Below are 22,853 nucleotides of genomic sequence, written 5' to 3'. Positions count from 1 at the left end.
TCACTGGTCCAAATTAGACCCTCGGGTCGACATGAGCCACCGTGGTGGCGCCCAGCCTGTACTTTGACAGGGTGAGGAGCCAGCCGCACGTACTCGGGATCGTGCTCGCCGGTGGCGAGGGCAAGCGCCTATTTCCGCTCACCGCCGACCGGGCCAAGCCCGCGGTTCCCTTCGGTGGGGCGTATCGGCTGATCGACTTCGTGCTGAGCAATCTCGTCAACGCGGGCTATCTGCGCCTGTGCGTGCTCACCCAGTACAAGTCGCATTCGCTGGATCGCCACATCTCGCAGACCTGGCGGCTGTCCGGCTTCACCGGCGAGTACATCACCCCGGTGCCCGCGCAGCAGCGGCTCGGTCCGCGCTGGTACACCGGCAGCGCCGACGCGATCATGCAGTCGCTGAACCTGATCTACGACGAGGATCCCGACTACATCGTCGTCTTCGGCGCCGACCACGTGTACCGGATGGACCCGGAGCAGATGGTCGCCAGCCACATCGCCTCCGGCGCCGGGGTCACCGTCGCCGGCATCAGGGTGCCGCGCAGCGAGGCCAGCGCGTTCGGCTGCATCGACTCCGACGAGTCGGGCAAGATCACCCAGTTCCTGGAGAAGCCGGCGCACCCGCCCGGCACGCCCGACGACCCGAACGTGACGTTCGCGTCGATGGGCAACTACGTGTTCACCACCCGCGTGCTGGTCGACGCGATCCGGGCCGACGCCGCGAACTCCGACTCCGATCACGACATGGGCGGCGACATCATCCCGGCGCTGGTCGCGGCGGGCAAGGCCGCCGTCTACGACTTCGCCGACAACGACGTGCCCGGCGCCACCGAGCGCGATCGCGGCTACTGGCGCGACGTCGGTACCATCGACGCCTTCTACGACGCGCACATGGACCTGGTCTCGGTGCACCCCGTGTTCAACCTCTACAACAAGCACTGGCCGATCCGCGGCGCCGCGGAGAACCTGCCGCCCGCCAAGTTCGCCCGCGGCGGCCTCGCCCAGGAATCGATCGTCGGCGCGGGCTCGATCCTGTCGGCGGCCACCGTCCGTAACTCGGTGCTCAGCTCGAACGTGATGATCGACGACGGCGCCACCGTCGAGGGCAGCGTGCTCATGCCCGGTGTCCGGATCGGCAAGGGCGCGGTGGTGCGCCACGCCATCCTGGACAAGAACGTGGTGGTCGCCGAGGGGGAAATCATCGGCGTCGACCTGGACCGCGACCGTGAACGGTTCGCCGTCAGCAACGGTGGCGTGGTCACCGTCGGCAAGGGAATCTGGGTCGGTTAACCCCGCGAGGCGCAGAGCAGGCCGTCGCCGATCGGAATCAGCACGCTGGTGAGCTCGGGATTCTCCGCGATCGCCCTGGTCGCCGCGCGCACCGCCTGGGTGGCCGGATCGCGCTGGCTCTGATCGGGGACGCGACCGCCCAGCAGCGCGTTGTGCAGGATGATCGCCCCGCCCTCGCGCAGCAGCCGGACCCCCTGCTCGACATAGAGCGGGTGCTCCATCGGGGCCGCGTCGACGAAGACGAGGTCGTAGGCGCCGTCGGCGAGCCGGGGTAAGACGTCGAGCGCGCGGCCGTTGATCAGCCGAGTGCGCGCCGGCGGGATCTCGGCGGTGCGGAAGGCCTCCTTGGCCGCGCGCTGATGCTCGGGCTCGGAGTCGATCGTGGTGAGCGTGCCGTCCTCGCGCATGCCGTCGAGCAGCCACAATCCGCTGATCCCGGCGCCGGTGCCCACCTCGACGACCGCGCGGGCGCCCAGCATCTGCGCGTACATGCTCAGCACCGCACCGACGGAAGCGGGCACCGGCACGGCGCCCAGCTCGGTGGCCCGCTCGCGCGCATCCAGGAGGACGTCGTCCTCGACGACGGACTCCTCCACATAGGCCAGGTTCCGCTCCACGTTCGATGCCACAGCTAAGAGGCTAGGCCACCGAAGGGGTCTGTGTACTCAGCGAATGCGCCGGTTCGACGATGTGTCGCACACACATCACACAATTGCCGGAAGTTTGCGGAAAGGTCACGAAAGGCCTGGAACTGCTGCTTTTCCTTTGTCGGCGGGGCTAGGGTCGGCACGGGCGAGGATTCTCAGGACACACTCAGGATCTCCACATCTGCCCCATATCGGGGCAGGAAATAGTTGCCCTACGCAAGGCCAGCCGATCGCGGCGGGCACGAGACGCGGGAACAACCTCACACAGTTGCTGGTTGATTCCGTTAGCAAGGTTCGTCGACCCGGACCGGCGAGGTTTCGTGCCAGCGGTCCCGAGTAGGAGGTGTCCCATCCCGATGGTAGACACGGCGCGTCACGCCACACTGCCCGATCAGACTCTCACGACCGATCTCACCGCCGCCGACGATGCGGAATTCGAAGCCGAACTCACCGGTACCGCGGCTTTCGACGCCACCGGTGACCGCACCGTCATGCCGTCCTGGGACGAACTGGTCCGCGAACACGCCGACCGGGTGTACCGGCTGGCCTACCGCCTCTCCGGCGACGCACAGGATGCCGACGACCTCACCCAGGAGACCTTCATCCGGGTGTTCCGCTCACTGCAGAACTACCAGCCCGGCACCTTCGAGGGCTGGCTGCACCGCATCACCACCAACCTCTTCCTCGACATGGTCCGCCGCCGCAACCGCATCCGCATGGAAGCGCTGCCCGACGACTACGACCGGGTCCCCGCCGAAGGTCCGACTCCCGAGGAGTCCTACCACGACGCGCGCCTCGACCCCGACCTGCAGAAAGCGCTGGATTCACTGGCGCCGGAGTTCCGTGCCGCGGTGGTCCTGTGTGACATCGAGGGCCTGTCCTACGAGGAGATCGGCGCGACGCTCGGCGTGAAGCTGGGCACCGTGCGCAGCCGGATCCATCGCGGGCGGCAGGCACTGCGCGACTACCTTGCGCATAATGGAACTGAGCAGCGGTACTCCGCTGACGCCTACGCAGGGTGATGTCGTTCTCGGCAGCACCGGGCCTCTCGGTTGATGTCGGTCGGAAGGAAGAACTCCGCATGAGCGTGGACCCCAGTGCCTCAGGTCGTGGTCGTACCCCGCGCTTTCAGCCCACCGAGCACCTGGCCAGCGAGGCGATCGCGGCCTACGTCGACGGCGAACTGCGCATGAACGCGTATCTGCGCGCCGCCCAGCATCTTTCGGTCTGTCCGGAATGCGCGGCCGAGGTCGATGCCCAGCAGCAGGCGCGCATCGCGCTGCGCCGAGCCGCCGAAGTCGCCGTGCCGCGCAGCCTGCACGACAGCCTGACCCGCATCCCGCTGGCCGAACTGCCGGGGACCACGCCCGAACCGCCGCGCCGTAACGAGGCAATTCTCGGATTCATCACCGATTCCTTCACCGCGACCCGGTGGACAACCTGGCGTCGCAAGTAGAGTCTCGGACGTGACAGGCGAATCGACGAATTCCGGATCGACCGAACACGCGGATTCGGCGGCCGACCGGGGGAACCTGCGGCCGTCGGACGCGCCGAACCTCGGCCCGCGTCCGGTGTACCGGCCGCACATCGACAGCCATACCGCGCGTGCCTTCCGCCGCCCGAACGGCCAGAACGGCTCGTTCGCACCGCACGACCCGCAGCAGCAGGCCAAATCCCCCGACGCCGATCAGCTGGTCACCCAGCGTCCGCCGGACGGCGTGCTGGCCGAGGCGTTCGCCCGGCCCGAAGGCTCCGACGAGCTGTTGCAGCGCGAACCCGGCTCCGCCGAGCAGCGACCCGTCATCGCCGGTCCGGTAGACCCGTGGCGTGATCCGGCCGCGGGCGCGCGCCTCGGTGCGCCCGCCGTGGAGACGCCCGAACCCGAACGTCTGCCTGTCGCCCCCAAGCTGACCGCCCGCGAGGTGCTGTTCGGCTCCCGCGTCGCACCCAAGGCGCTGGCCCTGCTCGCCGCGCTCGCGCTCGGCATCGCCGTCGTGGGCGGGTTGGTCGGGCGGATCAGCGCCGAGACCGCCTCGACACTGACCTCGCGCAAGGTCACCCTCGACCAGAGCGCGGGCATCGAGGAGCCGCACAGCCGGATCGCCGCCGTCGCCAATGCCGTTCTGCCGTCGGTGGTCTCGATCCGGGTCACCGTCGGCGACAACGGCGCGACCGGTTCCGGCGTCGTGATCGACGGCGCGGGCTATGTCGTCACCAACAACCACGTGATCTCGATGGCCGCGACCGACAAGTCCGATCGGGCCGCCATCCAGGTGCAGTTCTCCGACGGCACCAGGGTGCCCGCCCAGATCGTCGGCCGCGACCCCAAGACCGACCTCGCCGTGCTCAAGGTCGAGGCCAAGAACCTGACCGTGGCCACCCTCGGCAGGTCCGCCGAGGTGCAGGTCGGCGACGACGTGCTGGCCGTCGGCTCCCCGCTCGGCCTGAGCAAGACCGTCACCTCCGGCATCGTCAGCGCCCAGCACCGCCCCGTGAAGCTGGCAGGCGAGGGCAGCGACACCAACGCCGTCATCGACGCCGTGCAGACCGACGCCGCGATCAACCCGGGCAACTCCGGTGGCGCGCTGGTCGACATGGAGGGCCGGGTGATCGGCATCAACACCGCGATCCGCAGCGAGACCGGCGGTTCGGTCGGCCTCGGCTTCGCCATCCCGGTCGACGTGATGACCACCGTCACCCAGGCCCTGATCCGCGACGGGCAGATGCACCACCCGGTGATCGGCCTGAGCGCGCGCACCAAGACCGTCGCCAACGAGGTGATGAGCGGCGCCGCCGTCGCCGACGTGGCCCCGGGCAGCCCGGCCGCGAAGGCGGGCATCGTCGAGGGCGACGTGATCGTCAAGATCGGCGACCGTGAGGTCACCGGTCCGGACGAGCTGGTCGTCGCCGTGCAGTCGCACAAGATCGGTGAGACGGTGAACGTGCAGTTGATCCGCGATGGCAGGCAGGTGGACGTGCCGGTCACCCTCGAATCCGACTGAGCTGGGCCGACGCGCGCCGGGTAACCTGGGATCGTGTTCAGCAACATCGGGTGGAGCGAGATGATGATCCTGCTCGTCGCCGCCCTCGTGATCCTCGGCCCGGAGCGCCTGCCCGGCGCGGTCCGCTGGACCACGCGTTCCCTGCGCCAGGTTCGCGACTACGCCAGTGGGGCCACCACCCAGTTGAAGCAGGAACTGGGGCCGGAGTTCGACGAGTTGCGCAAGCCGCTGGCCGAGCTGAACGAACTGCGCGGGATGAGCCCACGGGCGGCGGTCACCAAGCACCTGCTGGGCGGTGACGATTCGGTGCTGCGCGATCTGGAGAGCGCGGTGCCCGACAAGCAGCAACTGTTCGGCACGAGCAGCGGGATGCCCGGCGCCTCGCCCTCGCTGTCGAAGCCGCTGGACCGCAACGAGCGTCCCCCGATCGACTTCGACGCGACGTAAACAGGCGAAAAACACCGCACGGTCGGCATTTGCCACAGGGTCGCAGAGCCTCCGCATATCCTCGGCTACCTCGAAATATTGTGATTGCCGCCAAGACGAACATGATTACCGTTGTGCTGCAAGACAGTTCGATGTAAACCGATATAGACACGGAATGCTGTCGAGCTGTCTAGACTTCGCACATGTCGGCCGATGACGTGGCACGAGTCTTCGCGATCGAGGACAAGGTCGAGAGACTCAAAGCAGCCACCGACGGGGTGGCGGCTGCCCAGCAGACCATCAACGAACTCACCAGGATCAGGCGCGCCGTGATCCGCGAACTCCATGCCGAGGGCTGGACGTTCGCCCGGATCGGCGCTGCGGCTGGACTATCCCGTGCGCGCATCCACCAGGTGAGCACGCAGGGACCGGTCCCCGAGGGCCTGTTCTTCGGGCACGGCTCGCTGACCGTGCTCGCTCCCGAGGTCCGCGCGGGCAGGCTACTCGGCGCACCCGACCCAGCGGCCGCTCAGCGCCTGGCCGAGCTGCTGCGCCAGCTGGGCTTCGTGGCGAACGTGGAGACCTTCCTGCCCGGCAGGCCGATCGACCTCAATCGCGACGGCCTGGTGATCCTCGGCGGCCCCGAGCTGTCCCCCAGCCTGCGTCAGCTGGTCGTCGCCGATCCACGGCTGCGCCGGACCGTCACCCGGGCAGGCGACACCCGCCGCGGCATCGAGGACAGGGCAGCGCGCCGCGTGTACCGCCCCGGCGGCACCGAACCGCACGACATCGCCTACCTGGCCCGGCTTCCCCGCCCCGACCGGCGCGGCAGCATCATGCTGATCGACGGCCTGCATCCGCCCGGCTCACTGGGTGCGATCCGATTGCTGGCGACCCGGCTCGCCACCCTGCACGAGCGCGCGAGCACGCATTTGTTCTCGGTACTCATCGCGGTCCGGTACGACCGCACCACCGGCGAACCTGTCGACGCCGACCTACTCACCCCGGTTTATCGGCATGAAACCGACCCTAGGTTGGCTACGACCCGGGTTCGTCCATAGATACATCTAAACTCGCCACACTTTGTGATCTCGATCACGCTACTGTTATGGTTCACAAACTGTCCGCGATGGTTAGATTGCTAGCGAGTAACCGAGTGTGAGTAGGTGAGCGTCACATGTTCTCGTCTCCCGAGGCCAGCGCATGCCGGGTTCTGCCCGTCCGCGCGGCAGGCACGCCGGATCCACGGCCCGTCCCCCCGTTCGATGTCGAGCCGGCCGCCGCCGAGGTCGTCGTCGCCACGCATCGCGTCACCTACAGCGACCGGTTGAAGGTCTTCATCGGCCCGCATGAGGACGTGGACAGCTTTCTGCGCCCGTTGCGCCGGATGGACGGTCATCAGCGCTACGCACTCGATCTGACCGTGCTCCCGGAGCCGATGCCCGCCACCGAGGTGACCGCGACGGTCAGCGCGGCGCGCGGCGATCTCGCCCTGCGGTGCGCGGGCTCGGCCGACGCGATGACCCTGCAGCTACGCATCACGGTCGACCACGTCACCCGCCGCTACACCCTCGGCTCCCCCGGCAGCAGGCTCGGCCTGCCCACGGTGTACGTGCCGCACGGTGACGACGACACCTACGTCTATCCCGAAGAGGTGTTCACCGCCGAGCACGCCGCCGAGATCTTCCGCGGTTTCTTCCACGACGGCGCTGCGCCGGGCGGGCTCCAGCACCGCGAAATCCTCGACTGACCCCGCGCGCGCATGCTGTGCCGTAGCTAGGCTGGTCACGACGGCCACGACCCGTGGACGGTGGCCGCGGGAAGGCCGGTGCGCGATGCGTGATCTGCTCGGGCAGGTGCTCGATCTGCTTCCCGGTGAGCCGGTGGCGCTGGCCAGAGTCGTCGACCGGACCGGTGCCGGTCCCCGGGACACCGGCGCGGCGATGGCGATCACCGCGGACGGGCGGGTCATCGGTTCGCTCTCCGGCGGCTGCGTCGAATCGGCGGTCGTCACCACCGCCGGACAGGTCCTGCTCGACGGCCACGCGAGCACCGAACGCTTCGCCGCGGCAGACGAATTCACCGTCGGCCTGCCCTGCGGCGGCGAGATCGAAGTCTTCGTCGAACGCCTCGACCACTCCGACCTCCCCTTGCTACGCGACCTGCACACCGCCCTCACCGCGCACCAGCCCGTCGCCTACGCCACCACGCTCGAATCCACCCCCGATCGAAAACTCCTGCACCCCGGCCGGATCGAACCATGGCGCAACCTCGACCAGGACGCCGCCGCACTCCTCACCGCAGGACACAACGGCCTGATCGGCGCCCAGGACTGCACCCCCGCCGCCGCGACGCGCCCACGCACCTTCGTCCAGGTCTTCCGCTCCCCGGCCCGCATGATCCTGGCAGGAGCCAACGACTACACCCGCGCCCTCGCCGTGGCCGCCTCCCAGCTCGGCTACCACGTCACCGTCGTCGACGCCCGCGAAACCTTCACCACCCCAGCCCGTTTCCCCGCCGCCGACGAGGTGGTCGTCGACTGGCCCCACCGCTACCTCACCGCGGAGCACCAAGCTGGCCGCATCGATGCCCGCACCGTCATCTGCGTCCTCACCCACGACCCCAAATTCGACATCCCCACCCTGACAACGGCTCTCAACTTCCCCGCCCTAGCCTTCCTCGGCGCCCTGGGCTCCCGCCGAGCCCACACCGACCGCACCCACCGCCTCCACGAACTAGGCCTCCCCGACACCGAAATCTCCCGCATCCGAAGCCCCCTCGGCCTAGACCTCGCCGCCCGCACCCCCGAAGAAACCGCGATCTCCATCCTCGCCCAAATCCTCGCCGACCGAACCGGCGCCACGGCGCAGCCGCTGACAGCCCTCGACGGCCCGATCCACCGCCGCCCCTAGCCGGAACCGCCTGGATCTCTGTACATACCGACCGCACTTCGATACAGTTTGTTTCACAGTTATGAAACATCTTGTATCGCAGGGAGGTTCCGTGCGCCCACCCGATCCCCGAACAGTGCGCAGTCGCGACGCCGCGCTGGCCTCGGCCAGAGAGTTGTTGGTCGAACAGGGACTGGCAGGTCTGACGCACGGCGCCGTCGCGATGCGCAGCGGGATCAGCCGGGCCACGCTGTACCGCCTCTGGCCGGAACCGACCGATCTGGTGCGCGCCACCATCACCTGGCATATCGCCCGCGCGCAGTCACCGCCGACCGGTGATCTGCGCGCCGATCTCCTGACCGAACTGACGGGCACCCGCGCGATGCTCCACCAGCCGGCCAGTGAACAGGCGATGCGAGTGCTGATCGAAAGAGCCGCAGTCGACCCGAAATTCGCGGAGGTCAAGGAGTCGCTGTACCGGTCGGGCACCCGGGTCGTGCGCTCGATCCTGGCCGATGCCGTCACCCGCGGTGACCTGCCCCCCGATCTCGATGTCGACCTGGCCGTCGATCAACTGCACGGCCCCCTGTTCTTTCGCCGGCTCGTCGCCCATCGCAGTTTCGACCTCGACTACGTGCACGCGGTCGTCGACGACTTTCTGCGCTGCCGCTCCACGAAAACCCCACACCAGCAAGGACCTTCGTGACATGACCGCACGCCTGCTCGCCATCCTGGTCGCCGTCGTCACCGTATTCGGAGCGCTACTGGCCGATTTCGTCATTCCGGCCGGCGCCGAACAGCACCTACACAACGACGCCTGGCCGCCACACGCGAAATTCCACGACGCCCAATACATCGTCATGTCCATTCTGCTCGGCGGCCTGGCCCTGCTCCTGCTACTCCGCCCCGGCGGCGCCACCCCTTCCCGGATCCGCACATCCTGCGCCCTCCTCGCCACCCCCTGGCTGGGCCTGCTGGCAGCCTTCCTGTTCCCCGGGACCGCCATCCAGGACCCAGAATTCGACAACCCATCCCTGCTCGGCCTCCACCCGCAGGTCCTCTTGGCCGGGGTCCTGCTGGTCATCTTGGCCACCGCCGCCTTGCTCGTGAACCCGTGCTCGGGTCTTCATCGATGGCGATCCGGTCGCGAAGGTAGCAGAGGCGACCACCCGCAACACGGGCAGCAGACGGGCGCCTCGTCGAGGTGACGAGGCGCCCGGTGCGGTGGATTACGCCGCGACCTGTTCGGGGCGAAGGGTTTTCATCGGGGGGCGGTCTTCGAGGGAGACCTCGGTGGAGTGGGCGATGAATTCGCCGCCGATCATGGGGAACTGGGTGAGGGCGGCGCCGGAGTCGGTGACGCCGCTGCGGCCGAGGGCGGTGCCGAGGATCTGGCGGCTCATGACGCCGAGGTCGGCCAGGGGGCGGTTGCGGTGGGTGCGCACGCCCAGGTTGACCTGGGTGATGGCGTCCATGCCCAGCTGGTCGTAGGTGTCGAGGAGCAGGCCGATCTCGACGCCGTAGCCGGGGGCGAAGGGAACGGCGGTGAGGAGTTCGCGGGTGCCCGCGTACTCGCCGCCGAGGGGCTGCAGGACCTGGGAGAGTTCGGGGCGCAGGGCCGCCAGGAGCGGACGGGCGACGAGTTCGGTGACGCGTCCGCCGCCGTTGGCGTCGACGGACTCGCCCTGGCGCAGCGGGCGGCGGTAGTAGGCCTTTGACAGGTGGGTGTCCGGCATGGTCAGCAGGGGGCCGAGCAGTTTGGGCACGAAGGCCGGGTCGGGGTCGATCAGGTCGGAGTCGACGAAGGCGATCAGGTCGCCCGTCGTGCAAGCCAGCGAGCGCCACAGCGCCTCACCCTTGCCGGGGACCGGCTCGAGTTCGGGAACGGCTTCCTCGCGGGTGAACACCTCGGCGCCTGCCGCGCGGGCGCGGGCGGCGGTGGCGTCGGTGGAACCGGAGTCGAGCACGATCAGTTCGTCGACGAGCGTGCCGAGCAGCGGCCGGATACTGGCCACCACCTCGGCGACGGTGTCTTCCTCGTTCAGCGCGGGCAGCACCACCGAGACGGTGCGGCCCCCCTTGGCGGCGACGAGCTCGCCGACCGTCCAATCGGGGGTGTCCCAGGTGTGGGTGGTGGCCCAGGCGGGCTCGCGGTGTTGGATTTTCATGCCAGACCTCGCAGAGTTCGTGCGGGGGGCCGGATGCCCTGGATCGCGGCGATCATGTCCACGACCCGCCGCGTTTCGGCGACTTCGTGAACCCGGAAGATTCGAGCGCCCGCGGCGGCCGACCATGCGGTCGCCGCCAATGTGCCCTCGACCCTTTCGGTCAGACCGACACCTAAAGTCTCCCCGATAAAATCCTTGTTGCTCAGTGCCATCAGGACTGGCCATCCGGTATTTACAAGACCGTCGATTCCGCGCAACAACTCGAGCCCGTGATAGGTGTTTTTTCCGAAATCATGGGTGGGATCGATCACGATGCCGTCCCGGCGCACACCCGCGGCCGCCGCATTTTCCGCCGCGGCGACAACCGTCGCCGTCACCTCGGCCACCACATCGGCATAGCGGACCCGATGCGGGCGCGTGCGCGGCACCGCCCCGCCGGTGTGACTGCAGACGATGCCGGCGCCTGTTTCGGCGGCCACGTGCACCAGGTCGGGATCCGCGCCTGCCCAGGTGTCGTTGACGAGATCGGCGCCGACGCCGACAGCGGCCCGCGCGACATCGCTGCGCCAGGTATCCACACTGATCAACAGGTCGGGATACTTCGCCCGGATCGCCGCGACGAACGGGACCACCCGCCGCGTTTCCTCGACGGCGTCGACCGTGACGCCCGGGCCCGCTTTCACCCCGCCGATATCGACCAGATCAGCGCCTTCGTCGACGGCGCGGGCCACGCGTTCCATGGCGGCCTCGTCGCTGAATGTCGCACCACGGTCGTAGAAGGAGTCCGGGGTGCGATTCACGATCGCCATCACCAGGGCACGATCGGTCGCCACTGCCCGCCCGCAAAAGGTAGGCGTAACCGCGACTTCTGCCGACGACTCAGCACCGCTTCTGCTGGTGCTCCGGGCAGGCGGTTGTGCGTCTGGTCGGGGTTCGGGCGTGCCCGACGAGTTACCCATGTTCATGCGAAATCAGACGTTACCTTGCTATCGCGGGGCGTTCCGGGCTACCGCGGCGCCTGACCGGCCGCGACGTCGGCCGCGTACCCGTCGTAGGCCGGCACATAGCCGGTGGCAGGACCCGACAGCACGTACAGCCGGCTGTCCCCGTCCACGGCATACCCCTGCTTGCGCAACTCCACCTTGCGGCTCTTGAACGTCGAGGTCTGCTCCAGCTCCGCCACCACCCGCACGAACAGCGGGATCGCGTACATCGGCAGCCGCTGGTAGACCGTCGCCGCCAGCGCCTTGCCGTCGAACTCCGCGCCGGGACGCAGGGTCACCGCGGCCATGCCCGCCTTGCCGTCGGTGCCGGGGATGTCGACGCCGTAGACGACGGCCTGCTCGATGTTCTCGTCGTGGTCGAGCGCGCCCTCGACCTCCGTGGTCGCCACGTTCTCGCCCTTCCAGCGGAACGTGTCACCGAGCCGGTCGACGAAGGCGATGTGCCAGAAGTGCTGATCGCGGACGAGGTCGCCGGTGTCGAACCAGCAATCACCCTTCTTGAAGCCGTCGCGGACCAGCTTGGACTCCGACGCCTTCTTGTCGGTGTAGCCGTCGAAGGGCTGGCGGTCGTTCACCTTCGCCAGCAGCAGGCCGACCCCACCCGAGCGCACACGGCGCAGCTTCCCGTCGCTGCCGCGCCGCGCCTTGCCGGTCTCGTCGTCGTATTCCACGACCGCGTAGGGCAGCGGGCACAGTCCGGCGGTCCGGTCGACGCCGAACGCGTTGACGAACGCCAGCGGCGCCTCGCTCGACCCGTAGAACTCGACCACCCGGCCGATCCCGAACCGCCTGCGGAACTCGTCCCACAGCTCCGACCGCAGACCGTTGCCGACGGCGAGGCGGACCCGGTTGTTCTTCTCGGCGGGCCGCACCGGCTGGTTGAGCAGGTACCGGCACAGTTCGCCGATGTAGATGAACGCCGTCGCGCGCTCGCGGGCGATCTCGTCCCAGAATCCCGACGCCGAGAACTTGCGGCTGAGCACATAGGTCGCCTCACCCGCCAGCACCGCCGACAGCGCGACCGTGAGCGCGTTGTTGTGATACAGCGGCAGGCAGCAGTACAGGGCGTCGTCCGCGCGCAACCGAACGCCGAGGCCACCGAGCCCGGCCATGCTCTTGGTCCAGCGATAGTGGGTCATCACGCTGGCCTTGGGCAGGCCGGTGGTGCCGGAGGTGAAGATCAGGAACGCCCGCTCGCCCGCGGTGACCTGGGCGCACACGGCCGGGTCGGCATCGGGTGCGGTGCGGGCGGATTCGGCGAGTTCCTCGGCGGTGAGCACGTTCGCGGCGGGCTCGGGCAGCGAGTCCAGGGCCTCGGCGCATTCCTCGCCGACCACGTTGAGCACGCTGTCGAGCAGGCCGATGCTGTGCGCGAGCACCTGATCGCGCTGGTTGTAGTTGAGCAGGCCCGCGCTGCCACCGAGCTTGAGCACGGCGAGCACCGTGAACAGGGTCTCCGGCCGGTTGGTCATCAGCACGCCGACCACGTCGCCGCGCCGCACCCCGCGCGCGGAAAGCACTGCCGCGTACCGGTTCACCTCGCTGTTGGCGGCACGATAGGTGTAGGAGCGGCCCTCGAAACGCAGGAACACGCGGTCGGGCCTGCGGTGGGCGACCCGCTGGAAATACAGGCCGATGGAGGCTTTGGCCTTGGGCCCCACCAGCATTCCGCGCGCATTGCGCAGCATGCCTGGCGCGTCCAGCGCCATCCCGGGCAGCGCCTTGGCCAGGTCGAAAACGCTCACGGTCGAGCGGGCGTCATTGCTCACGTCGAATCTCTCCTAGCCGGCCGCAGCCGGGTTCAGCGCAGCGAATGCGGCGGGCAGGTCGGCGACCACGGTGATGCGGTCGCGCGCGTGCGGCGCCACCATTCCGCGCTCGTACAGTTCATCGATCCAGCGGAACAGCCCGCTGTAGAAGCCGTTCGCGTCCAGCACCACAACGGGTTTGGCGTGCTCGCCGAGATAGCCGCCGGTCCACGTCTCGAAGAACTCCTCGAGCGTGCCGACCCCACCCGGCAGCGCGAGAAACGCGTCGGAGCGGGCCTCCATCAGCTGTTTACGCTGACGCATGGTGTCGGTGACGAGCAGCTCGCCCGCGTCGACATCGGCGACTTCCTTGTGCACCAGATGTTTCGGGATCACCCCGACGGTGTGCGCGCCACCCGCGCGGGCTGCGGTGGCGACCGCGCCCATCATCGACACGTGACCGCCGCCGGAGACCAGTTGCCAACCGCGCCGGGCGATCTCGGTACCCACGCGCGCGGCCAGGCTGATCAGATCGGGATCGGTGGTGCTGGCCGAGCAGTAGACGCAGACGGAGTAGGGCGCGCTCACCACTTGTCCTCGGTGCCGAGCCGCTCGATGTTCGCGTGATTGCCGGTCTCGCCCTGGATGATGCGCACGACCTCGTCGACGCTGTCGGTGAGCTGGAGCAGGTCGAGGTCCTCGGGCGCGATCTTTCCCGAACCCGCCAGCGAATCACGCAGCCAGTCGGCCAGACCCGACCAGTAGGCGGTGCCGAACAAGATGATCGGGAACCGGGTGATCTTGCGGGTCTGCACCAGGGTCAGCGCCTCGAACAGTTCGTCGAGGGTGCCGAAGCCGCCCGGCAGGCAGACGAAGGCCTGCGAGTACTTCACGAACATCGTCTTGCGCACGAAGAAGTACCGGAAGTTGATGCCGAGATCGACCCAGTCGTTGAGGCCCTGCTCGAACGGCAGCTCGATGCCGAGCCCGATCGAGTAGCCGCCCGCCTCCGACGACCCGCGGTTGGCGGCCTCCATCGCGCCAGGTCCGCCACCGGTGATCACCGCGAAACCGGCCTTGGTGAGCGCGGCTCCGATCGCCCTGCCCGCCACGTACTCGGGATCGGTGCTCGCCGTGCGCGCCGAACCGAACACGGTGACCGCGGGCGGAACCTCGGCGAGCGCGCCGAATCCCTCGACGAATTCGGCCTGGATCCGCAGCACCCGCCACGGATCGGTGTGTACCCAGTCGCTGTCCTGCCGGGTGTCGAGCAGGTTCCGGTCCGCGGTCCGCATCCCTGGTTTGCGATCCCGCCGGAACATCACCGGCCCACGGAACTTCGCCGTGGGTTTGACCTTCCCAGCCTGATCAGCGGAATCGGTAGACATACCCCCACGCTACTGGGTCCGCCTGACCGGCAGTCGTCAGCGGGCTGACAGGTAGGTGCGCAGCATCGCGGCGACAGCGGTGATCTGGCTCAGCGGGACGTGTTCGTCGCGCTTGTGGGCCAGATTGGGGTCGCCGGGACCGAAGTTGACGGCGGGGATGCCGCGGGCAGCGAAGCGGGAGACATCGGTCCAGCCGTACTTGGCCCGGACGCCGCCACCACCGTGCGCGTTGACCGAGTCGATGAGGGTGCGCGCGGCGGGCGCGGTGAGGCCGGGCAGCGCGCCGGGTGAGGAGTCGGTGACCACGAAGTCGACGTCGAGCCCGTCGAACACCTCGCGCACGTGGGCGATGGCCTGCTCGACCGTGCGATCGGGGGCGAAGCGGAAGTTCACATCCACCTCGGCGGCATCGGGCACCACATTGCCCGCGACCCCGCCGGACACGCGCACGGCCGACAGGCCCTCGCGGTACACGCAACCGTCGATGTCGACCTCACGCGCCTCGTAGGCCGACAACCGGGCCAGCACCGGCGCGAGCCCGTGGATCGCGTTGACGCCGAGCCAGGCCCTTGCCGAATGCGCCCGCACGCCCGCGGTGCTCAGCCGCACCCGCAGCGTGCCCTGGCACCCGGCCTCGATCCAGCCGCCGGAGGGTTCGCCGAGGATGGCCAAATCACCGTCGAGCCACTCCGGCAGTTCCCGTTCGATACGGCCGAGTCCGTTGAATTCGGCGGCGATCTCCTCGGCGTCGTAGAAGATCAGCGTCAGGTCGTGCGCGGGTTCGGCGATGGTGGCCGCGAGGTGCAGGAACACCGCGTCGCCGGACTTCATGTCGACGGTGCCGCAACCGAACAGCACAGGCTCGCCGTCCACCGTGTCCGGGCGGCTCGGGACGTTGTCGGCGATCGGCACGGTGTCCAGATGCCCGGCCAGAATCACCCGCGTCGGCAGCCCGCGGTGGGTCCGCGCCAGCACCACGTTGCCGTGCCGCAGCACCTCGAACCCGGTGGTCTGCTCCCGTAATGCCTGCTCGACCAGATCCGCGATCTTGACCTCGTCCAGCGACACACTGGGGACGTCGACCAGGGCGGCCGTCAGCTGAATGGGGTCGGCATGCAAATCGAAAGTCACCTCTCGACAGTAGTACGGACGCCGGTCGACGGAGCGAATCAAGGGCAAATATTGCGATTGTTTGACGATGAACCCCCTTGTGTGGCAGTCGAATTGCGCCGAGTTGGCGTTCTCGTGCTGCCAATATCCGGGCAGCCGGAAAACGGAGGGGTTCACACGAAATGAAGTTCGGAAAGATCACTACCGCTGCATTCCTGGCGATCACCGCGATGGGGATTTCCGCGGCCACCGCCAACGGTCGGCCCGCCGTGGCGACCGAGCAGCCTGCCGTAGTGGCTTCGGGGGGCGCGACTTCTGGGGTTGCCGACGGCATCAACTACACCACCGCGGTGTCGCCTGCCGACAAGACCATCACCTGGGCGGTCGACAGCGGCCGGTTCGTGCTCGCCGCGGACGGCTCCGCGGTGCAGCTGCGCACCGAGGACGGCGTGACCGTCGACCAGGCGCCGCTGCGCTCCGAGGTCGCCGGGCTGCCGATCGCGGTCACCCCGCAGATCAGCGAGGACGGCCGCACCGTCACGCTGGCCGCGTCGATGACGCAGGAGGACACCGCGAAGCTGCAGGACGTCGCGGGTCTGCGCGACATCAGCTCCTACGACCGGCTCATGGAGCAGGTCGACAAGAATCTGCCCGGCATCGTCATCGGCGGCATCATCGGCGCGTTCTTCCCGTTCCTGTGGCTGATCACCATCCCGGCCGGAATGCTGATCGGCGGTTACGTGATGGGTGGCCAGGAATTCCTGGACTCCGTCATCGCGTTCGCCACCGGCCAGCCCTGACCCGAGGCGAGCAACACCACACGGGTGCGCGGGCGATTCTGCCCGCGCACCCGTGTGCGTCGGGGGTGGCCGACACAATTCCCCGCAGACCGGGCAAAATGAGCACCGTGAGTATTCAGGGAGCAACTGCAGTCGGCATCGCGAACGTCACCTCGGACGGCACCGTCCTCGACACCTGGTACCCCAGCCCCGAGCTGGGCGCATTCACCGAGACCGGCTCCAAGCGCGTCGAGGCGGCGGAGGTGCCCGAGTTCGCCGAGCTGCTCGGTGTCGACGCGGCGCGCGGCGTCGAGGTGATCGCGGTGCGCACCACGATCGCCGACCTGTCGGCCGCCCCGGTCGACGCGCACGACGTCTACCTGCGCCTGCACCTGCTCTCGCACCGGCTCGTGCAGCCGCACGGCGTGAACCTCGACGGCCAGTTCGGCCTGCTCAGCAATGTCGTGTGGACCAACCACGGCCCGTGCGCGGTGGACGGCTTCGAGCAGACCCGGCTGAAGCTGCGCGCCCGCGGCCCGGTCACCGTGCTCAGCATCGACAAGTTCCCCCGGATGGTCGACTACGTCGTGCCGTCGGGCGTGCGCATCGGCGACGCCGACCGGGTCCGGCTCGGCGCGCACCTCGCCTCGGGCACCACCGTCATGCACGAGGGCTTCGTCAACTTCAACGCGGGCACCCTGGGCAACTCGATGGTCGAGGGCCGCATCTCGGCGGGCGTCGTCGTCGGCGACGGCTCCGACATCGGCGGCGGCGCGTCCACCATGGGCACCCTGTCCGGCGGCGGCACCACCGTGATCTCGGTCGGCGAGCGTTCGCTGCTCGGCGCGAACGCGGGCCTTGGCATCCCGCTCGGCAACGACTGCGTCCTCGAGGCCGGTCTGTACCTGACCGCGGGCACCAAGGTCACCGGACCGGACGGCACCGTGGTCAAGGCCGCGACCCTGGCCGGTCAGAACAACCTGCTGTTCCGCCGCAATTCCACCACCGGCGCGGTCGAGGTCGTGCCGCGCAAGGGCACCGGCATCGAACTCAACGCCGCACTGCACGCCAACGACTGAGGTTTCTCCCCGGCGGCCCCGTACTCGCGAGAGTGCGGGGCCGTTGTCGTTCCCGGAGCGCGGCCTCACCGTCGCCGAACTCGTCGGCCCCAGCACCGATGGTGCGTGACCCAGATCACCATCACAAACATGGCCTCTCCCGCATCCCATAGCCGACCCAGATTTTTCCCGGCAGGAGGCAGACGATGGACATCGTGGTGATCGGCGCAGGATATGCGGGAACCGTGGCGGCGAACCGACTGGCGAAGAAGGCTCCGGAGGCCCGGATCACCGTGGTCAACCCACGGCCCGATTTCGTCGAACGGGTCCGGCTGCACGAGCAACTGGCCGGAACCGGCACGGCCGCGACCCCACTCGCCGACATGCTCGCCCCCGCCATCGCGACCCGCGTGGCGGGCGCGGACAAGATCGGCGACGGCACCGTGACTCTCGACGACGGCACCGCTGTCGACTTCGACCACTTGTTCGTCGCGGTCGGCAGCACGGCGACGCCGCTGCCCGGCGCGATCCCGGTCGGCACGTGGGAGGGCGCCGAGCAGGCGCGCGCGGCCTTGGCCGCGCTGCCCGCGGACCGGGCCGTCACCGTCATCGGGGGCGGACTGACCGGCATCGAGACCGCGGCGGAGATCGCGGAGGCCAGGCCGGATCTACGAGTTCGACTGGTGGGGGCCGAGATCGGCGCGAGCCTGTCGGCAGGCGGACAGCGGCGCGTGCGGCGCGGGCTGGACAGGTTGGGCGTGGAGATCCGGACGGACGCGGTCGAGCGGATCGAGCACGGAACGGTGCGGCTGCGCTCGGGCGGCGCACTCGCGTCGGACCTGACGCTGTGGGCGGTGGTGTCGGGGGTGCCCGACCTGGCCGCACGCAGCGGGCTCGCGGTCGACGCCGACGGCCGGGCGCTGGTCGACCCGTACCTGCGCAGCGTGACCGATCCGCGCGTCTTCGTCATCGGCGACTGCGCCGCCGTGCCAGGGGCGCGAATGGCCTGCGCGACGGCGGCGCCGCAGGGCGCGCACGCGGTGGATACGCTGGTCCGGATGATCGAAGGACGTGAGCCACGGCCCTATTCGATGGGATATAGCGGCCAGGCACTGAGCGTCGGCAGGCGCGACGCCGTCGTCCAGTCCTCGCGCCGCGACGACAGCCCGCTACCGGTGTCGTTCGCGGGCCGCGGCGCCGCGTTCACCAAGGAGCGCATCGTCCGGTATGCCGCGTGGAGCGCGCGCACCGGCAACAGTGTGTGGTTGAGCGGTCCGAAGCGGTGAGCGCCGAGCACGAGCAGACCTTCGCCGAGAACCGGCGACTGCTCTTCTCCATCGCCTACGAGATCCTCGGTTCGGTCGTCGACGCCGAGGACGTGCTGCACGACAGCTATCTGCGGTGGGTCGACGTCGACCTGGCTCCCGTCGAGAACCCGCGCGCCTACCTCGCCCAGATCGTCACCAGGCAGGCGCTCGGCGTCCTGCGCTCGGCCGCGCGCCGGCGCGAGGAGTACATCGGGCCGTGGCTGCCCGAGCCCTTGGCCGCGGCGTCCGAGGGCGGGGTCGAGCACGTGCTGACCGGCGAGGCGGTGACCACCGCGATGCTGCTCGTGCTCGAGACCCTGACCCCGGTGCAGCGGGCGGTGTTCGTGCTGCGCGAGGTGTTCGCGTTCAGCTATGCCGAGATCGCCACGGCCGTCGGCAAATCCGAAGCGGCTGTGCGGCAATTGAATCAGCGTGCCAGGGATCGCGTGCACGAGAAGCGGCCCACCGCGATCGCGACACCGGCCGAGGCGCAGTCGGTGGCCGAGCGCTTCTCGATCGCGGCGGCCACCGGCAATGTGCAGGCGCTGATGGACGTGCTCGCTCCCGACGTGGTCTTCATCGGCGACGGCGGCGGCGTGGTCAGCGCGGTGCGCAGGCCGGTGTTCGGGCCGGACAAGGTGGCGCGGCTGGTCATCGGCCTGTTCCAGAAGGGCTTCCGGATGGGCGAGGTGGGCGTGCACTTCGGCGTCTACAACGCGATGCCCACGGTCGCCGCGACCCTCGATGGCGTGCTCGACCAGGTGACCTCCATCGAGGTCACCGAGGGCGTCGTCACGGCGGTGTACTGCGTGCGCAATCCCGACAAGCTCCGGGCCGTGCGCATCCCGGAGTGACCCGGCCGATACTCGACTCGGCCCGCCGCGCGCAGTACGCTCGACTCTTATACGGAACCGTATAACTGGAGGAACGATGCCACTCCCACCCGGCCAGCGCGCCGTCGAAGGCTTCCCCCGCTTCGGCACCCACCTCCATCACCCGCCGCCGCCGGTCCCCGAACACCCGGTGATCGAGATCGATGGCGCGGTGACGGCGCCCGTCACCCTGTCCGAGACCGACCTCGCCCAGCTGCCGCGGCAGCGCATGGAAGCCGACTTCCATTGCGTCGCAGGCTGGTCGGCCACCGGCCTGGTGTGGGAGGGCACCCCGTTCACGACGTTCTACCGATTGCGGGTCGAGCCGGCACTGCGTCCGGGCGCGACGATCAGCCATGTCGTCTTCGAAGGTCTCGACGGCTACCAGTCGGTCGTCCTGCTCGAGGACGCCCTCGCCGACGACGTGCTCATCGCCGACCGGCTCGACGGACAGCCGCTGAACAGCGACCACGGCGCTCCGGTGCGGCTGGTGAGCCCACGCCAGTACGGCTTCGTCAATACGAAGCACCTGTGCCGCATCGAATTCCACACCTCGCCGCCCGCCGACCCCGACAAGTGGTCACCGCTGGCCGCGCACCGCAGGGCGCGGGTCTGGGAGGAGGAGCGGCACCGCTACCTGCCCGCCCGGGTGGTGCGGCCGATCTACCATCGCCTCATCGGGCCGATCCGCGCGCTGAGCGCCAGGGGCAGCGAGAAGCGGGCCCGGTGACGCACGCGTCAGCCCAGTAGCTTCTTCTGCACCTTGCCCATCGCATTGCGGGGCAGCGTGTCGACGAAACGGACCTCGCGCGGCCGCTTGTGCGCCGAAACCTGCGCGCCCACATGGGCGATCAGCTCGGCGCCGAGCTCGGCGGAACCACCCTCGCGCGGCACGACGAAGGCGACGATGCGCTGGCCCAGGTCGTCGTCGGGCAGGCCGACCACGGCGACCTCGGCCACCGCGGGATGACCGAGCAGGGCGGTCTCGATCTCGCCTGCGCCGATGCGATAGCCACCGGATTTGATGAGGTCGATGGACTCGCGCCCGACGATGCGGTGGAAATCGTCGGCGTCGATGACGGCGACGTCGCCGGTGCGGAACCAGCCGTCCTCGGTCCAGTCCGCCGCGGTGGCCTCGGGCCGGTTGAGATACCCGTCGAACAGCATCGGCCCGCGCACCTGGAGGGCGCCGATGCTCTCCCCGTCGTGCGGGACGGGCGCCCCTGACTCGTCGCGCAGCCGGGTCTCCACGCCGCTGACCGGGGTGCCGACCCAGCCGGGCCTACGCTCGCCGTCGGCGCGGGTCGACAGCGTGATCATGGTTTCGCTCATGCCGTAGCGCTCCACCGGCGGCTGCCCGGTGAGCTCGGCCAGCTTCTCGAACACCGGCACCGGCAGCGGCGCGCTGCCCGACACCAGCAGCCTGGCCTTGCCCAATTGCCGTGCCAGCTCAGGCTGTTCGACGATCCGCGACCACACCGTCGGCACCCCGAAGTACAGGCTGCCGCCCGCCGCCGCGTAGGCCTCGGGTGTCGGCTTGCCGGTGTGGATCACCGGGCTGCCGACCCGCAGCGGTCCGAGCAGGCCGAGGATCAGCCCGTGCACATGGAACAGCGGAAGTCCGTGCACCAGTGTGTCTTTCCAGGTCCAGTCCCACGCCTCGGCGAGGGCGTCGAGCCCGGCGGCGATCGCCCCGCGGCTCAGCATCACGCCCTTGGGCGCCCCGGTGGTGCCCGAGGTGTAGAGGATGAAGGCCGTCGACGCGGGATCCGGCTCGGGATAGGTGTGCCAGGAGCGGGCGTGCAGGCGCACCGGCACCACCGGCAGCTCGGTCCCCTCCGGTGCCGCGCCGAGCCAGGCCTGCGCACCGGAATCACGCAGGATGTGCTCGAGCTCGGCCGCACCGGAGTCCGGCGGCACCGGCACCACGGTCACCCCGGCGATCAGGCAGCCGACCACCGCGAGCACCGTGCGCACGGTCGGCTCGGCCAGCACCGCGACCCGGTCCGCGCGGGCGATGCGCTCGGCCACCGAGGTCGCCGCACCCAGCAGGTCGGATCGCGACAAAGTGGCATCATCGATGGTGACGGCGTCGGGAATGTCGGCCCCGGCGGCGATGGCGTTGGGATTCAGCGAGGCGAGCAGCAGCGGCGGACCGTAGGGCATCCGTCCACGCTAACGCGGCGATGTTTCGGTGCTACGCGCCGCCGTCCGTTGACTCCCCGACGACATGATGAGACATTCTCCATATAGTTCTCTCACCGATGAAGGGGTCAACGATGACCATCCTTGCTCGCGCACGTTCGGGTCGGACCGAACCGGCGGAATTCGACATCCGGGACTACGTCGACGGTTCGGCCGCCTTCTGGGGCGCGACCGCCAATGTGATCATGCAGCTCAGTCTGGCACCCGTCGGCTACGGCGTCGCGGAATCGCGAGTACACAGCGGCAGCATCATGAAGCATCCGGTGAAGCGAACACGGACCACCCTCACCTATCTGTCGGTGGCGCTGATGGGCACCGACGCCGATCGCGCCGCCTACCGCACCGCGATCAACGGCGCGCACAAATACGTCCACTCCACGGCCGCGAGCCCGGTGAAGTACAACGCCTTCGACAAGAACCTGCAGCTGTGGGTGGCCGCCTGCCTGTACTGGGGCTCGGTCGACGTGATGCGCCGCGTCTACGGCCCCATCGACGACGACATCGCCGACACCTTCTACGAGTACGCCCACCACCTCGGCACCACCTTGCAGGTGCCGAAGGCGATGTGGCCTGCCGACCGCGCCGCATTCGACGCCTACTGGGCCGCGAATCTGCCGATGACCAGCGTCGATCCCACCATCAAGGCCTACTTCGACGACCTGCTCGACCTGAAGATGATCAGCCCGCCGTTGCGGCTGCCGTTCGCCCGGTTCCACCGCTGGTTCACCACCGGCCTGCTCCCCCAGCACCTTCGCGACGAACTCGGCCTCACCTGGACCGAGCATGACGAGCGCAAGCTCAACCAGCTGATGCGCGCCAGCGGCGTGGTGTGGGGCCGGATGCCGCGGGTCGTCCGCAATTTCCCGTTCAACGCGACCCTGGCCGACATGCGCCGCCGCAACCACAGGGGCAAGCCGCTGATCTGATCGGCGCTCCCGCGCGCCTCCCCCGCTGACCTG

General features: G+C 69.0%; 24 protein-coding genes. 16 read left to right on the top strand and 8 right to left on the bottom strand.

The features are described 5' to 3' along the window. The first annotated feature begins 71 nt into the window (after nucleotides 1–71). Nucleotides 72–1,289, top strand: a complete 1,218-nt coding sequence (gene glgC / locus IEY60_RS10080; protein ID WP_189026382.1) for a glucose-1-phosphate adenylyltransferase — start codon at nucleotides 72–74, stop codon at nucleotides 1,287–1,289. Here glgC and IEY60_RS10075 read toward each other — a convergent pair. Continuing rightward, the gene (locus IEY60_RS10075; protein ID WP_189026380.1) at nucleotides 1,286–1,918 is read right to left on the bottom strand and encodes an O-methyltransferase; all 633 of its coding nucleotides are present in this window, start codon (nucleotides 1,916–1,918) and stop codon (nucleotides 1,286–1,288) included. The genes glgC and IEY60_RS10075 overlap by 4 nt on opposite strands. Before the next feature lie 374 nt (nucleotides 1,919–2,292). Here IEY60_RS10075 and sigE point away from each other — a divergent pair, with 374 nt between their 5' ends. The 9 genes from sigE (at nucleotide 2,293) to IEY60_RS10030 (ending at nucleotide 9,463) form a co-directional block, all read left to right on the top strand. Next, nucleotides 2,293–2,958, top strand: coding sequence for an RNA polymerase sigma factor SigE (gene sigE / locus IEY60_RS10070; RefSeq protein WP_229739683.1), 666 nt, complete (start codon nucleotides 2,293–2,295; stop codon nucleotides 2,956–2,958). A gap of 59 nt (nucleotides 2,959–3,017) precedes the next feature. After that, the gene (locus IEY60_RS10065; RefSeq protein ID WP_189026378.1) at nucleotides 3,018–3,392 is read left to right on the top strand and encodes a zf-HC2 domain-containing protein; all 375 of its coding nucleotides are present in this window, start codon (nucleotides 3,018–3,020) and stop codon (nucleotides 3,390–3,392) included. Between the two features lie 10 nt (nucleotides 3,393–3,402). Then, nucleotides 3,403–4,938, top strand: coding sequence for a S1C family serine protease (locus IEY60_RS10060; protein ID WP_189026376.1), 1,536 nt, complete (start codon nucleotides 3,403–3,405; stop codon nucleotides 4,936–4,938). Between the two features lie 33 nt (nucleotides 4,939–4,971). After that, a complete protein-coding gene (gene tatB / locus IEY60_RS10055) occupies nucleotides 4,972–5,385 on the top strand; it encodes a Sec-independent protein translocase protein TatB (RefSeq protein WP_189026374.1) in 414 nt (137 codons plus the stop codon). Between the two features lie 182 nt (nucleotides 5,386–5,567). Next, nucleotides 5,568–6,425 carry a hypothetical protein gene (locus IEY60_RS10050; RefSeq protein ID WP_189026372.1) on the top strand — a complete coding sequence of 286 codons (858 nt, stop codon included), beginning with the start codon at nucleotides 5,568–5,570 and terminating at the stop codon, nucleotides 6,423–6,425. 116 nt (nucleotides 6,426–6,541) lie between these two features. Then, nucleotides 6,542–7,114, top strand: coding sequence for a hypothetical protein (locus IEY60_RS10045; RefSeq protein ID WP_189026370.1), 573 nt, complete (start codon nucleotides 6,542–6,544; stop codon nucleotides 7,112–7,114). Between the two features lie 85 nt (nucleotides 7,115–7,199). Beyond that, complete coding sequence (locus IEY60_RS10040) at nucleotides 7,200–8,276, top strand: XdhC family protein (RefSeq protein ID WP_189026368.1); 1,077 nt, start codon at nucleotides 7,200–7,202, stop codon at nucleotides 8,274–8,276. A 91-nt stretch (nucleotides 8,277–8,367) separates the two neighbouring features. Continuing rightward, the gene (locus IEY60_RS10035) at nucleotides 8,368–8,961 is read left to right on the top strand and encodes a TetR/AcrR family transcriptional regulator (protein WP_189026366.1); all 594 of its coding nucleotides are present in this window, start codon (nucleotides 8,368–8,370) and stop codon (nucleotides 8,959–8,961) included. 1 nt (nucleotide 8,962) lies between these two features. Beyond that, the gene (locus IEY60_RS10030) at nucleotides 8,963–9,463 is read left to right on the top strand and encodes a DUF6640 family protein (RefSeq protein WP_229739682.1); all 501 of its coding nucleotides are present in this window, start codon (nucleotides 8,963–8,965) and stop codon (nucleotides 9,461–9,463) included. 21 nt (nucleotides 9,464–9,484) lie between these two features. Here the strand turns inward: IEY60_RS10030 and IEY60_RS10025 are convergent, their stop codons facing one another. From IEY60_RS10025 to dapE, 6 genes are all read right to left on the bottom strand, one after another. Beyond that, nucleotides 9,485–10,423 (bottom strand): glucosyl-3-phosphoglycerate synthase, encoded by a 939-nt coding sequence (locus IEY60_RS10025; protein WP_189026363.1) that lies wholly within the window; start codon nucleotides 10,421–10,423, stop codon nucleotides 9,485–9,487. Further along, nucleotides 10,420–11,256 (bottom strand): dihydropteroate synthase, encoded by an 837-nt coding sequence (gene folP / locus IEY60_RS10020; protein WP_229739681.1) that lies wholly within the window; start codon nucleotides 11,254–11,256, stop codon nucleotides 10,420–10,422. Before folP ends, IEY60_RS10025 begins: the two co-directional genes overlap by 4 nt. A 173-nt stretch (nucleotides 11,257–11,429) precedes the next feature. Next, complete coding sequence (locus IEY60_RS10015; protein WP_189026361.1) at nucleotides 11,430–13,196, bottom strand: long-chain-acyl-CoA synthetase; 1,767 nt, start codon at nucleotides 13,194–13,196, stop codon at nucleotides 11,430–11,432. 12 nt (nucleotides 13,197–13,208) lie between these two features. After that, nucleotides 13,209–13,763 (bottom strand): LOG family protein, encoded by a 555-nt coding sequence (locus tag IEY60_RS10010; RefSeq protein WP_189026359.1) that lies wholly within the window; start codon nucleotides 13,761–13,763, stop codon nucleotides 13,209–13,211. Continuing rightward, nucleotides 13,760–14,563: an LOG family protein gene (locus IEY60_RS10005; RefSeq protein ID WP_189026357.1), complete on the bottom strand. Its 804-nt coding sequence runs from the start codon at nucleotides 14,561–14,563 to the stop codon at nucleotides 13,760–13,762. Before IEY60_RS10005 ends, IEY60_RS10010 begins: the two co-directional genes overlap by 4 nt. 36 nt (nucleotides 14,564–14,599) lie before the next feature. Then, nucleotides 14,600–15,694, bottom strand: coding sequence for a succinyl-diaminopimelate desuccinylase (dapE, locus tag IEY60_RS10000; protein ID WP_189026355.1), 1,095 nt, complete (start codon nucleotides 15,692–15,694; stop codon nucleotides 14,600–14,602). A gap of 161 nt (nucleotides 15,695–15,855) precedes the next feature. Between dapE and IEY60_RS09995 the strand changes: the two genes are divergently transcribed. The 5 genes from IEY60_RS09995 to IEY60_RS09975 all read left to right on the top strand — a co-directional run bounded on the left by IEY60_RS09995 (nucleotide 15,856) and on the right by IEY60_RS09975 (nucleotide 20,419). Then, on the top strand, nucleotides 15,856–16,473 hold the full coding sequence (locus tag IEY60_RS09995; RefSeq protein WP_189026353.1) for a DUF8020 domain-containing protein: 618 nt from the start codon (nucleotides 15,856–15,858) through the stop codon (nucleotides 16,471–16,473). Between the two features lie 107 nt (nucleotides 16,474–16,580). Then, nucleotides 16,581–17,531 (top strand): 2,3,4,5-tetrahydropyridine-2,6-dicarboxylate N-succinyltransferase, encoded by a 951-nt coding sequence (dapD, locus tag IEY60_RS09990; protein ID WP_189026351.1) that lies wholly within the window; start codon nucleotides 16,581–16,583, stop codon nucleotides 17,529–17,531. 185 nt (nucleotides 17,532–17,716) lie between these two features. Then, the gene (locus IEY60_RS09985; RefSeq protein ID WP_189026349.1) at nucleotides 17,717–18,796 is read left to right on the top strand and encodes an NAD(P)/FAD-dependent oxidoreductase; all 1,080 of its coding nucleotides are present in this window, start codon (nucleotides 17,717–17,719) and stop codon (nucleotides 18,794–18,796) included. Beyond that, nucleotides 18,793–19,671 (top strand): RNA polymerase sigma-70 factor, encoded by an 879-nt coding sequence (locus tag IEY60_RS09980; protein ID WP_189026347.1) that lies wholly within the window; start codon nucleotides 18,793–18,795, stop codon nucleotides 19,669–19,671. Before IEY60_RS09985 ends, IEY60_RS09980 begins: the two co-directional genes overlap by 4 nt. A 76-nt stretch (nucleotides 19,672–19,747) precedes the next feature. Next, nucleotides 19,748–20,419, top strand: coding sequence for a molybdopterin-dependent oxidoreductase (locus IEY60_RS09975; protein WP_189026345.1), 672 nt, complete (start codon nucleotides 19,748–19,750; stop codon nucleotides 20,417–20,419). 8 nt (nucleotides 20,420–20,427) lie between these two features. Here the strand turns inward: IEY60_RS09975 and IEY60_RS09970 are convergent, their stop codons facing one another. Next, nucleotides 20,428–21,855: an acyl-CoA synthetase gene (locus tag IEY60_RS09970; RefSeq protein WP_189026343.1), complete on the bottom strand. Its 1,428-nt coding sequence runs from the start codon at nucleotides 21,853–21,855 to the stop codon at nucleotides 20,428–20,430. 113 nt (nucleotides 21,856–21,968) lie between these two features. Between IEY60_RS09970 and IEY60_RS09965 the strand changes: the two genes are divergently transcribed. Then, nucleotides 21,969–22,820 carry an oxygenase MpaB family protein gene (locus IEY60_RS09965; protein ID WP_189026341.1) on the top strand — a complete coding sequence of 284 codons (852 nt, stop codon included), beginning with the start codon at nucleotides 21,969–21,971 and terminating at the stop codon, nucleotides 22,818–22,820. The last annotated feature ends 33 nt before the right edge of the window (nucleotides 22,821–22,853 follow it).

Source organism: Nocardia rhizosphaerihabitans, from assembly GCF_014646295.1.
GTDB lineage: Bacteria > Actinomycetota > Actinomycetes > Mycobacteriales > Mycobacteriaceae > Nocardia > Nocardia rhizosphaerihabitans.
Note: the sequence above shows the minus strand (reverse complement) of the source record. Positions and strands in the feature narration are given on the sequence as shown.